We start from the raw sequence: 12,140 nt of genomic DNA on the forward strand, positions 1-12,140 counted from the left end.
GGGGATGGTGGGGGGCGTTGTTGAGCTGGGTCGCCAGGCGGCGGGCCAGGTGCAGGCGCACGGGGCCCGATTCGCAGTCCACGACGACGCAGGGCGCGCCGGTGGCGGCGAGCACCGCCGCCGCTCCCGCCGCGCGGTCCAGCGGGCGGTTGCCGGCGGTGGCCCGGCCGTCGGTGACGATCAGCACCAGCGGGCGGCGCTTCGGGTCGCGCAGCCGCTCCACCCGCAGCAGGTCCGCGGCGGCGAGCAGGCCCTCGGCCAGCGGCGTACGCCCGCCGGTGGGCAGCTCGGCCAGCCGGGTCGACGCGGCCAGCACCGAGGAGGTGGCCGGCAGCAGCGTCCGCGCGCCGGTGCCCCGGAACGCGATCACCGCCACCTTGTCCCGCCGCTGGTACGCGTCGGTGAGCAGGGCGAGCACCGCGTCCTTCACGGTGGTCATCCGCTGCCGGGCGCCCATCGAGCCGCTGGCGTCGACCACGAACAGCACCAGGTTGCCCTCGCGCCCCTCGCGGACCGCCGCACGCACGTCGCGCGGGCGCAACCGCAGGGGTCCGGTCCGCCGCCCACGGGATGCCTGATGCGGCGCGGCGGCGCGGATGGTGGCCGGCAGGTGCAGCGCGCCCACCTCGCCGGCCGGCAGCCGGGAGCCGGTGGTCCGGCCACGCCCGGTGCGGGCACGTGAACGTCGGCCGGGCACTCCGTCACCCACGCCGGGCGCGGTGAGCACCCGGGCCTTCAACCCACCCCGGGGTACGGCCACCGGCTGGCCGCCCGCACCGGACCGGCCCTGGTCGTCGTCGCCGTCCGGCCCGCCGCGCCCGGCCCGCTGGCGTGGCCCACCCGGGCTGTCATCCGACCGCGCCTCGCCAGACCCGTCCGGGCCGGCCCCGGTCGCTGCGGGTTCCGCGCCGGAGCCCCGCTCGGCGTCGCCGGTGGCACGTTCGTCCACGCCGCTGGCGGGCCCCTGCGGCTGTTGGCCGCGACCAGCCCCGCCGCTCGGATCGGAGCCACTGCCATCGCGGTCACGCCCGTCCGGACCACGCCCGTCCGGACCACGCCCGTCCGGCCCACTGCCGTCGGGGCCCTGCCCGCCGGGCCCGCCACCCGGGCCGCCGCCGTCCGGACCCGAACCGTCCGGGCCACCGTCGCGCGGACCGTCGTCGTCCGGGTCGTCGGGATGGGCGTCCTGGGCGCGCTGCAACGCCTCGTCGAGGCGCTTCTCGTCGAGGCCGGGGGTGTCGAACGGGTCGCGGCGGCGACGGTGCGGCAGAGCCAGCCGGGCGGCCACCCGGACGTCGTCGATGGTGACCCGGTCCCGGCCGTGCCAGGCCGCGTGCGCCAGCGCGGTGCGGGCGGTGACGATGTCGGCGCGCATTCCGTCCACATCGAACGCGGCACACACCTCGGCGATCTGCCGCAGCGCGGCGTCGGGCAGCCGTACCCCCGCAAGCCGGCGCCGGGCGGTGGCCACCTGCGCGGCGACCTCGGCGTCGGCGTCGGCCCAGCGGGCGGCGAAGCCGGCCGGATCGGCGTCGGCGGCGAGCCGACGGCGGACCACCTCGACGCGGACCTCCGGATCGCGGCTGGCGCCGACCTCGACCGTGAGCCCGAACCGGTCGAGCAGCTGCGGGCGCAGCTCCCCCTCCTCCGGGTTCATGGTGCCGACGAGCAGGAACCGGGCGGCGTGGCTGACCGAGACGCCCTCCCGCTCGACGTGGCTGCGGCCCATCGCCGCCGCGTCCAGCAGCAGGTCGACCAGGTGGTCGTGCAGCAGGTTGACCTCGTCGACGTAGAGCACGCCCCGGTGCGCGGCGGCGAGCAGACCCGGTTCGAAGGCGCGTACGCCCTCGCCGAGGGCCTTCTCCAGGTCCAGCGAGCCGACCACCCGGTCCTCGGCGGCGCCGACGGGCAGCTCGACCAGCCGGGCCGGGCGGGTCTCGGCGGCGGCGCCGGCCGGGTGCGGGCCGTCCGGGCAGGCCGGGTCGGGTTCGGCCGGGTCGCAGCCGAACCGGCAGCCGGCGACCCGACGCACCGGCGGCAGCAGCGCGGCGAGGGCGCGTACGGCGGTGGACTTGGCGGTGCCCTTCTCGCCGCGCACGAGGACCCCGCCGATCGCCGGGGAGACCGCGTTGAGCAGCAGCGCCAGGCGCATGTCGGCCATGCCGAGCACGGCGCTGAACGGGTAGGTGGTCATGCGCGGTCCTCCAGGTCACCCTCGCTGGCCAGGTACGTGTCGCGGAGCCGGTCGAGGGTGGCCGGCTCGGGTTCGGCCCACAGACCCCGGTCGGCGGCCTCCAGCAGCCGCTCGGTGATGCCGCGTAGCGCCCACGGGTTGGACCGCTCCAGGAAATCCCGGGTGGTCTCGTCGAAGAGGTACGCGGCGGCCAGGTGCTCGTACATCCAGTCGTCGACGACGCCGGCGGTGGCGTCGTAGCCGAACAGGTAGTCCACCGTGGCGGCCAGCTCGAAGGCGCCCTTGTAGCCGTGCCGGCGCATCGCGGCGATCCACTTCGGGTTGACGACCCGGGCCCGGAACACCCGCCGGGTCTCCTCGCCCAGCGTGCGGGTCCGCACGTCGTGCGGCATCGCCGAGTCGCCCACGTACGCCTGCGGCGACGTGCCGGTGAGGTGGCGGACCATCGCCACCATGCCGCCGTGGTACTGGAAGTAGTCGTCGGAGTCGACGATGTCGTGCTCGCGGGTGTCCTGGTTCTTCACCGCCACCGCGATCCGGGCGAACGAGCGTTCCATGTCGGCGCGCGCCTCCCGCCCGTCCAGGCCCCGGCCGTAGGCGTAGCCGCCCCAGACCGCGTACACCTCGGCCAGGTCGGCGTCGCTGCGCCAGGTGCGGGCGTCGATCAGCGGCAGCAGCCCGGCGCCGTACGCCCCCGGCTTCGAGCCGAAGATGCGGGCGGTGGCCCGCCGTTCGTCGCCGTGCTCGGCGAGGTCGGCGGTGACGTGCGCCCGGACGTAGTTCTCCGCGTCCGGCTCGTCCAGGGCGGCGACCCGCCGGACGGCGTCGTCGAGCAGCGCCACCACGTGCGGGAACGCGTCGCGGAAGAAGCCGGAGATGCGCACGGTGACGTCGACGCGGGGCCGGCCCAGCTCGGCCGTCGGCACCACCTCGATGCCGGTGACCCGCCGGGACCTCTCGTCCCAGACCGGTCGGCAGCCCAGCAGCGCGAGGACCTCGGCGATGTCGTCGCCCTGGGTACGCATGGCGCTGGTGCCCCACACGGTCAGCCCGACCGAGCGGGGGTACTCCCCGGTGTCGGCGAGGTGCCGGGCCAGCAGCGAGTCCGCGAGGGCCACCCCGACGTCCCAGGCGTTGCGGCTGGGAATGGCCTTGGGGTCCACGGAGTAGAAGTTGCGGCCGGTGGGCAGCACGTTGACCAGGCCTCGGGTGGGTGACCCGGACGGACCGGGCGGCACGAACCGGCCGTCGAGCGCGCCGAGGGTGTTGGTCAGCTCGTCGGTGGTCCGGTCCAGGCGGGGCACCAGCTCGGTGGCGGCGAAGCGCAGCACCGCGGCGACGTCCGGGATCGGCCGGCCGGTCACCTCCTCGACCACCGTGTCGGCGGCCGCCGCGGCCCAGCCGAGGGTCTCCATTCCGACCACGAGCCGGCGCGCCAGGGCCTCGATCAGGTCGACGGCGTCGGCGGCGGTGCCGGCCGGTCCGTCCACGATGTCGGTGAGCGCCTCGGGCGGAGTGAGTCGCTGTCCCGGCGACGCGAGCAACTCCTGCTCATCGAGCCCGTACGCGGCGGCGAGGGCCTGCCGCAGGCCAGGCAGGGCGTGGGCGCCGCCCCAGATCTGCGGAGCCCGGAGCACCGCAAGGACCAGGTTGACCCGGGGTTCACCGGTGGGCGCGTCGGCGAGGATGTGCAGCCCGTCGCGGATCTGCACGTCCTTGACCTCGCAGAGGTACCCGTCGAGGTGCAGCACGAAGTCGTCGAAGTCGTCGGCGTCCGGCATCGCGTCGGCGTGCAGGTCGTGGTGCAGCTCCGCGGCGCGTACGAGGTCCCAGATCTGCGCCCGCACGGTCGGCACCTTCGCCGGGTCGAGCGCCTGCACGGTGGCGTACTCGTCGAGCAGTTGCTCCAGCTTGGCCAGGTCGCCGTACGTCTCGGCGCGGGCCATCGGCGGCACCAGGTGGTCGATCACCACGGCGTGCGCCCGCCGCTTGGCCTGGGTGCCCTCACCGGGGTCGTTGACGATGAACGGGTAGACCAGCGGCAGGTCGCCGAGGACGGCGTCCGGGGCGCAGTCGGCGGCGAGACCGAGTCCCTTGCCGGGGAGCCATTCGAGGGTGCCGTGCTTGCCCAGGTGCACCACGGCGTCCGCGCCGAACCCACCGTCGGTGACCGGCGCGGCGAGCCAGCGGTACGCGGCCAGGTAGTGGTGACTCGGCGGCAGGTCCGGATCGTGGTAGATGGCGATCGGGTTCTCCCCGAAGCCACGCGGCGGCTGGATGAGCAGTACCACGTTGCCGAAGCGCAGCCCCGCGAGCACGATGTCCCCGCCGTCGGTGTACAGCTCGCCGGGGGGCTCGCCCCAGTGCGCGAGCATCCGCTCGCGCAGCTCGGCCGGGATCTGGTCGAACCACCGCCGGTACGTCCGCCCCGGTATCCGGGCCTCGGCCGCGGCCAGCTGCTCCGGGGTGAGCCACTCCACGTCGTGGCCGCCGGCGGCGATCAGCGCGTGGATCAGGGCGTCGCCGTCGTCGGGCACCGGCGCGTCGCCCAGGTGGTAGCCGGCGTCGGCGAGCGCCGCGAGCAGTCTTACCGCCGAGACCGGGGTGTCCAGCCCGACGGCGTTGCCGACCCGCGAGTGTTTGGTGGGGTACGAGCTGAGCACCACCGCGACCCGTTTGTCGGCGTTGGGCACGTACCGCAGCCGGGCGTGGCGTACCGCGATGCCGGCCACCCGGGCCGCGCGGTCGGCGTCGGCGGCGTAGACGGAGAGCCCGTCGGCGTCGATCCGCTTGAACGAGAACGGCACGGTGACGATCCGGCCGTCGAACTCGGGAATGGCCACCTGCATCGCGGCGTCCAACGGGGACAGTCCGGCGTCGCTGCCGGCCCACTGCTCGCGGGTGCTGGTCAGGCAGAGCGCCTGGATGATCGGCACGTCCAGGGCGGCCAGCACGCCGACGTCCCAGGCGTCCTCATCGCCGCCACCGGAGGCGTCCGCGGCGACCGCTCCACCGGCCGCGAGCACGGTGACCAGCAGGGCGTCGCAGCGGGCGAAGAGCCCGAGCGGGCCGGCGCCGGCGGTCAGCCCGCGCAGCGAGCCGCAGAAGATCGGCAGCGGGTTGCCGCCGGCCGCCCGCACCGCGTCGGCCAGCACGTCGACGAAGCCGGTGTTGCCGGCCAGGGCGTGCGCCCGGTAGAAGACGATGCCCACCGTTGGCCGGTCCGGCTCGGCCGGGTGGTCGCCGTGCACCCCGTACGCCGGGGTGGGCGCGGGCGGGGCGAAACCCTCGCCGGTGAGCAGCACCGTGTCGGAGAGGAACCGGGCCAGCTGGCCGAGGTTCTCCGGGCCACCCTCGACCAGGTACGCCAGCGCGTCGGTGACCACACCGGACGGCACGGTGGAGACGGCCATCAGCTCCGCGTCGGGCACCGCCTCGCCGCCGAGCACCACCGTCGGCAGGCCGGTGGCGAGCACCCGGGTGAGGCCGTCCGGCCACGCCTGCCGGCCCCCGAGCAGGCGTACGACGACGAGGTCCACCCCGTCGAGCAGGGCGGGCACCTCGTCGGCGGCGACCCGCGCGGGGTTGGCCAGGCGATAGTCGGCGCCACTGGCACGGGCGGCCAGCAGGTCGGTGTCGGCGGTGGAGAGCAGCAGGATGCGCACGGAAGGCTCCGGGAGGTGACGCCCCGACCGCCACGGGGGGCGGTCCGAACGAAGCGGGGTGGGTGCGGCGTCAGCGGATGCGACAGGCCGGCCCAGGTCACCGACGTGGGCGTCGGGACGCGGTCAGCGTGGCGACGCGCAGCTCAGCGGCGCCGGCGACCGGCGCGGCCGGCGCGGCCGCCGCGTTCGCCGCGCGAATCATGACGGTGCTCGTCGATGAAAGAGACGCCGTGCGTCATCGGGTCCTCCTCGGGTGTCCACGCCCTGGGGTACATCCCGACGGCCGAAGTATCCTGGCTTCCGGATCGACGCTCTCCCCCGGCCTTCCAACCGCAGAAGCACGGCCGTGGCGCACGAGGGGGGATCACTCCCCGGTGACAGTGGCGGGACCGCGTCGGATTCACACCGACTTCCTTCACTGCCGTCAGGCCGCGAATGCTGCCACACCGCCGCGCCGCCGGTCAACGCCGACCCAGCCCCCTCCCGGCAGGCACTCTCCATCGAGCTTCGCCGATTGTCGTCGTCGGAGACCCGCGCCTGACAATGCCCCGAGTCAATGCGGGACAGCCTTTGCTCTGCTTATCAATACGCGCCAGGCACAGGGAGTCACCGGTGCGTATAGGTACGCAGAGCAAAGGCTGTCCCGCACATACTCTGGCCTGCGGCGACCACCTGGCGGAGCGCTGGTACGCGGCCCCCTCGCCGAGGATGGGCGAACACGGCAGCAGTGTCCGCGATCAATCTCGGAGGTCGATCGCCATGATCGCCGCGCAGTTTCTCCACCTGGCGGGTCGGGTCTGACTCCGCCCCGGAGATCCCGACCCGGCGGCGCTCCAGGCCGACGTCGCCGTCGTCGTCGACGAACGCGGCAGTGTGATGATCGACGCCGGGAAGAGCCCCGCGCACGCCAGCGAGATCCAGACGGCGCTGGGGCGGACGAGTCTCAGCGGGCGTGGCGCTCCGGGTGGGCCCGGCTCCAGGCGCGCATCCGTTCCGGGTAGCCGGTGCGGGCCGCCTCGTACAGCGGCACCGCGTGCTTGCGCGCGATGGCGCCCGCCGCGCGGGGAGTGCCGGTCCGGCGGCGGATCCACTCGCCGTCGTGGGCGATCGCCACCACCGTGGTGTCGGTGGCGGTGGTCTCCGGCTCCAGGTAGAACTCCACCCCACGCCGGCTGGCGATGAACGCCTCGAGCGCGGCGAGGTCGTCCCGGGTCGCCTCCCGGTCCAGCTTCGTCGGGGTCGCCTCGGCGCCCCGGGCCCGCCGACTGAACCAGCCCATGCCCGACTCCTCTCCTCGACGCCCCTCCAGTGCACCACCGATTCCTGGCAATACGCTGCGCGCCAGGTGAGAGTGGGCTGACCGGGCCGCGGATGGAACCCGTGGCGCGTGGGCGGTGTCATGAAGGTGATCCAACCGGAGGTCCCCCTGGACGACGACGTGCTCGTCACCCGCGCTCGGGCTGGTGACCTGAAGGCGTACGACCTCCTGGTCGCCCGGCACACCGCGTCCGCGTACCGGACGGCGGTGCTGCTCGGCGCGGGCTCGGACTCCGAGGACGTCATCCAGGAGGCCTTCGTGAAGGGGTACCGCAAGCTCTCCCGCTTCCGGGGGGAGTCGTCGTTCCGCTCCTGGCTGCTGTCGATCGTCGCCAACGAGACCCGCAACCTGCACCGGTCGCGTACCCGCCGGGACGGCCTCGTCCTGCGCGCCGCGGCGGCGAACCCCACGTCGGAGATCGCCGAGGACGACGCGGTCGGCGCGGTCCTCGCCGGGGAGCGCCGCGCCGCGCTGGTGGAGGCCCTGCGGCAACTGCCGGAACGCGACCGTGAGGTGATCGTCTGCCGGTTTTTCCTCGATCTCAGCGAGGAGGAGACGGTGGCGACGTTGGGCTGGCCCCGGGGCACCGTGAAGTCGCGGACGTCCCGGGCACTGACGAAGCTCCGGGGCCTGCTCGACCGCGAGGAGGTCCGGCGTGGATGACCTCGAACGGGAGCTGCGCGGCCTCTCCGCCTGGCTGGAGACACCCGACGCGCCCGACGTTACCGCGCGCGTACGCGCCCGGCTCACCACGCCCCGACGGCGCCGGTGGCGTGCCTGGGCCGCCGCGGCGCTCGTCGCCCTGGTCGTGGCGGTGCTGCCACCGGGACGGGCCGCCCTCGCCGACGCCGTCGCGGGGCTGCTGCGCTTCGCCGGAGTCACCGTCGTCACCTCCTCCGGCCCGGTGCTGCCCACCGGCACCCCGTCGCCGTTGCCCGCCCAGCGAGCCGCCGCCCTGGATGAGGCACAACGGGCGGTGCGCTTCCCGATCCGCCTACCGGCGACGCTCGGCCCGCCCGAGCGGGTACTGGTCGCCGATCCCGACGACACGGGCGCCTGTCGGGTGGCGACGCTGCTCTACCGCGGGGGCGCGCTGCGCATCGACGCCTTCGACGGTCGTCTCGACCTGGCGTTCCACAAGGAGACCAACCGGCCGGGAGCGGCGTGGGTCCAGGTCGACGGCGAGTTCGCCGTCTGGGTCGACGGCCCGCACGTCCTTTCCTACGTGGATCGGACCGGCGAGGTACGCAAGGAAACCGCCCGGCTCGCCGCCTCGACCCTGATCTGGCAGGACGCCGACGTGAGCTACCGGCTTGAGGGCGACCTCACCAGGGCCGAGGCGATCGAGATCGCCAGATCGCTGGACTAGCGGCATCGGGAACCCGGCGCGTTCGGGCGGTGTCCTGTTGATGCGAGTCGGGTTTCGAGCTCGCGACACGGATCCGGAAGGGGCGAGATGGGTTCCTGGGGCAGGTTGATGATGGGGTCGGTGCTCCTGCTGACGGCGTGCACGACCGACGGCCCGTTAGCCACAGCGGTCGACGCTCCGGCGAGCACGACGGCCGCGACCGCCGCGACCGGGTGTGGCTCGCGGATCGAGACGGGGTCCCTGCCCGACTGGGCGGACACCGGGTTCCGTGGGGACGCCCGGGTCCCGCACGTCTTCGGCGCCAAGGGCGACATCGTGGCGGTGCTCTTCGCGCACCCGCTGGCGCAGGTCAGGCAGGACGGGTCGAACAACAAGATCCTGTGGGTCTCCCGCCCCACCTCGACGTCGCGGGAGGCGCTGGCGATCACCGCGACCCTGGACGGCACCGACACCAGGGTGACCCGGGAGGTCGCCGGCGGTCCGGGCCCGTCGATCATCGACCTGCCGCGCGCGGGTTGCTGGCACCTCGAACTCCGCTGGGCCGGGCACACCGACACGATGGACCTGGTGTACGCCGACCGGCTGCCGTAGGGCACGACCGCCTAGGCTGCCGGGCGTGCCCGAGGACGTACGGGAGGCGGCGGCCCGTAACAACGCCGAATGGTGCGACGTGGTCTGCGGCAGCCACGGGCTGACCGGCCGGACCGACGCGGATGCCTGGTCGGTGCCCCGCCGCTCCCCGACCTGGTACCCGGACGCGGTCACCCTGCGCCCCGGCGTCGACGCCGACGCCCTGCTGGCCCGGATCGACGCCGGGCCCGGCGCCTCGGTCAAGGACAGCTTCGCCGACCTCGACCTGTCCCGGTACGGCTTCCGGGTGCTCTTCGACGCACAGTGGATCCACCGACCACCGCTGGGTCCGCCCGCCGCTGCTCCGCTGACCCCGGTCACCACGCCGGCAGAACTCGCCGCCTGGGCGACGGCACACGGTGGCGGGACGCTGTTCCGGCCGGCGCTGCTGACCGACCCGCGGGTGCGGATCCTGGCCCGGTACGACGACCGGGGCACGGTCGTGGGCGGCGCGGTGGTCAGCGGCGACCGCGTGTACGGGGTCTCCAACCTGTTCGCCGACGGAGTCGATCCGCGCGAGATCTGGCACGGCGTACCCGCCACCGTGCCCGGCGTACCGCTGGTCGGCTACGAGTCCGGTGCGGACCTGACCCCCGCCCTGGCGGCGGGCTTCACCCCACACAGCCCCCTCCGCGTCTGGCTGCACCCCTGACCCGGCACCGTTGATCATGAGGTTGACGGCGCGACACGCCGTCATCGAGGACGACAACCTCATGATCAACGGGGAAAACGGTGGCCGGCGGGGGCTCAGCCGAGGAGGGTCAGGTCTTCGGGGGTCAGGCGCAGGGCGGCGGCGGCGATGTTCGCCGTGAGGTGCGCCGGGTCGCCGGTGCCGGGGATGGCCAGCACGTGCGGTCCCTGGTGCAGGGTCCAGGCCAGGCGCACCTGGTGCGGGGTGACGCCGTGGGCCTGGGCGACCGCCCGCAGGGCCGCGCCCTGGTCGGCGCTCGCGCCCGCCTCCCGGCCCGTGCCGGCCAGCGCGAAGAACGGCACGTAGGCGATCCCCCGCTCGCCGCAGACCCGGACGAAGTCGTCCTGCTCCCGGTAGGCGTCCACCCCGTAGTTGTTCTGCACGCAGACCACCGGTGCGATGTCCGCCACCTCCGCCAACCGCTCGGGCCGGACGTTGGAGAGCCCGAGGTGCCGGATCAGCCCAGCGGCGCGCAGCTCGGCCAGGGCACCGAACCGCTCGGCGAGCGGCACCGGGCCCGACCCCCGGCCGAGCCGCAGGTTCACCACGTCCAGGTGGTCCTTGCCGAGCCGACGCAGGTTCTCCTCCACCTGGGCGCGCAACTGCGCCGGGGTGAACGCTTCGGTGAAGCCGGACACCGGGTCGTACCCGAAACCGACCTTGGTGACGATCACCAGATCCTCGGGGTACGGGGCGAGCGCCGCCCGGATCAGCTCGGTGGCGTACCGCGCCGGGCCGGTGCCGACCCCCAGGGTCCCGCCGGGCGAGACGTAGAAGGCGGCGGTGTCGATGTGGTTGACGCCCAGCTCCACGGCGCGGCGCAGCAGCGCGACGGCCCGGTCGCGGTCCGGGTTCGCGGTGATGCGCATGGAGCCGAAGCCCATCCGGTGCACGGCGCGGTCGCCCAGGGTCCAGCTGCCCGCCGCGGCGGCGGTGATCGAGTCGGTTGGCATCGGGCGACCGTAGCCAGCCGGGGCGCGCGGCGCAGTCGGCCGCGCACCCGATACCGCTCGGCGGCGCGGTGGGTTAGTTTTTCTGTGCTGGCGAGGTCCGTTCGGCGGCGGCCGGCGGGCGCAGCACCGGCACCAGCGCCAGCGTCGGCAACAGCAGCAACGGCACCACGAGCAGCGCGTGCAGGATGCCGACCCGGTCGCCGAGCAACCCCAGCAGCGGCGGCCCGCCCAGGAACGCGGTGTAGCCGATCACCGCGACGACGCTGACACGGACGGGCGCGTGCGCCTCTTCGTCGGCCGCCGCGCTCATCCCGACCGGGAAGCCCAGCGACGCGCCGAGCCCCCAGAGCGCGACGCCGACGATGGCCACCGGCCCCGAGCCGGCCAGCACGGCCAGGCCCGCGCCGAACGCGGCGAGCAGGACGGTGCCGGTGAGCACCGGCGTCCGACCCCACCGGTCCAGCGCGACCGTGCCGGCGGTGCGCCCGAGGGTCATGCCGACGACGAAGACGCCGAAGACCGCCGCCCCGGCCGCTTCGCTCAGGTCACGGCCGTCGACGAAGGCCACCGCCAGCCAGTCGTTGGCGCTGCCCTCGGTGAAGGCCGCCACCAGCACGAAGAGCCCGATCAGCAGGGTGCGCGGCTCCCGCCAGGCGGCGAGCTGGGCGCGGCGGCGAGCGCGTGGGCTGGCGTCCGTACCCTCCGCCCGGTCGACGGCCGGCTGGGGCAGGAACGCGCGGGCGCCGAGCACGGTGCCGACCAGCACCACCACCGCGACACCGGCGAGATGCGCGCCGACGGGCAGGTCGAACCGGGCGGCCCCGGCCCCGATCGCCGCGCCCGCCACCGAACCGAGGCTCCACGCCGCGTGGAAGCGGGGCATGACGGTACGCCCCAGACGCCGCTCCACCGCCGCGCCCTCGACGTTCATCGCCACGTCGCAGGCGCCGGAGCCGTACCCGAACGCGGCCAGGCCCAGCGCGACGACGACCACCGAACCGGCCACCGTGGCGCCCAGCCCGGCGACGGTCAGGCCGACCGCGACGAGCACGGTGGCCAGTGTCACGGTGCGGGCCGCGCCGAGGCGCTGGGCGAGCAGGCCGGAGGTGGGCATCGCCAGCAGCGCGCCGATGCTCATCGCGAGCAGCAGCAGCCCGAGCCGGCCGGCTGAGAGGTCCAACGCCTCGCGGACCGCCGGCACCCGGGAGAACCAGCTGCCGACGGCGAGCCCGTTGAGGGTGAACACGACGGCCACGCCGTTGCGGGCGGTCCGCACGACCCGCGAGGGCGCCGGGGCGGTGGCCGGAGGGACGGTCGGGC

The 12,140-nt window shown here is 74.7% G+C and carries 9 protein-coding genes and 1 riboswitch; of the genes, 4 read left to right on the forward strand and 5 right to left on the reverse strand.

From position 1 onward, the window contains the following. From EAD98_RS27360 to EAD98_RS27370, 3 genes are all read right to left on the reverse strand, one after another. The coding region (locus EAD98_RS27360; protein WP_121656843.1) for a VWA domain-containing protein at window positions 1-2,194 on the reverse strand (2,194 nt) is incomplete at its 3' end. Next, on the reverse strand, window positions 2,191-5,859 hold the full coding sequence (gene cobN / locus EAD98_RS27365) for a cobaltochelatase subunit CobN (RefSeq protein ID WP_121656844.1): 3,669 nt from the start codon (window positions 5,857-5,859) through the stop codon (window positions 2,191-2,193). The genes EAD98_RS27360 and cobN, both read right to left, overlap by 4 nt. Before the next feature lie 286 nt (window positions 5,860-6,145). Then, window positions 6,146-6,275: riboswitch (cobalamin riboswitch) on the reverse strand. 527 nt (window positions 6,276-6,802) lie between these two features. Continuing rightward, a complete protein-coding gene (locus EAD98_RS27370; protein ID WP_121656845.1) occupies window positions 6,803-7,138 on the reverse strand; it encodes a hypothetical protein in 336 nt (111 codons plus the stop codon). A gap of 126 nt (window positions 7,139-7,264) precedes the next feature. Here EAD98_RS27370 and EAD98_RS27375 point away from each other — a divergent pair, with 126 nt between their 5' ends. The 4 genes from EAD98_RS27375 to EAD98_RS27390 all read left to right on the forward strand — a co-directional run bounded on the left by EAD98_RS27375 (window position 7,265) and on the right by EAD98_RS27390 (window position 9,828). Beyond that, complete coding sequence (locus EAD98_RS27375) at window positions 7,265-7,840, forward strand: RNA polymerase sigma factor (protein ID WP_233583995.1); 576 nt, start codon at window positions 7,265-7,267, stop codon at window positions 7,838-7,840. After that, window positions 7,833-8,546 (forward strand): hypothetical protein, encoded by a 714-nt coding sequence (locus tag EAD98_RS27380; RefSeq protein ID WP_121656847.1) that lies wholly within the window; start codon window positions 7,833-7,835, stop codon window positions 8,544-8,546. Before EAD98_RS27375 ends, EAD98_RS27380 begins: the two co-directional genes overlap by 8 nt. 111 nt (window positions 8,547-8,657) lie before the next feature. After that, the gene (locus EAD98_RS27385; protein ID WP_233583996.1) at window positions 8,658-9,137 is read left to right on the forward strand and encodes a hypothetical protein; all 480 of its coding nucleotides are present in this window, start codon (window positions 8,658-8,660) and stop codon (window positions 9,135-9,137) included. Window positions 9,138-9,162: 25 nt separating this feature from the next. After that, on the forward strand, window positions 9,163-9,828 hold the full coding sequence (locus tag EAD98_RS27390) for a hypothetical protein (protein ID WP_121656849.1): 666 nt from the start codon (window positions 9,163-9,165) through the stop codon (window positions 9,826-9,828). A gap of 95 nt (window positions 9,829-9,923) precedes the next feature. On the opposite strand, the gene EAD98_RS27395 is transcribed toward EAD98_RS27390, so the two are convergent. Together EAD98_RS27395 and EAD98_RS27400 are read right to left on the reverse strand one after the other, a co-directional pair. Beyond that, window positions 9,924-10,820 carry an aldo/keto reductase gene (locus EAD98_RS27395; protein WP_121656850.1) on the reverse strand — a complete coding sequence of 299 codons (897 nt, stop codon included), beginning with the start codon at window positions 10,818-10,820 and terminating at the stop codon, window positions 9,924-9,926. A gap of 73 nt (window positions 10,821-10,893) precedes the next feature. Continuing rightward, entirely contained in the window at window positions 10,894-12,096 is a 1,203-nt protein-coding gene (locus EAD98_RS27400) for an MFS transporter (RefSeq protein WP_121656851.1), read from the reverse strand. Between the last annotated feature and the right edge of the window lie 44 nt (window positions 12,097-12,140).

The sequence above is a fragment of the Micromonospora sp. CV4 genome (assembly GCF_003667455.1).
Lineage (GTDB): Bacteria > Actinomycetota > Actinomycetes > Mycobacteriales > Micromonosporaceae > Micromonospora.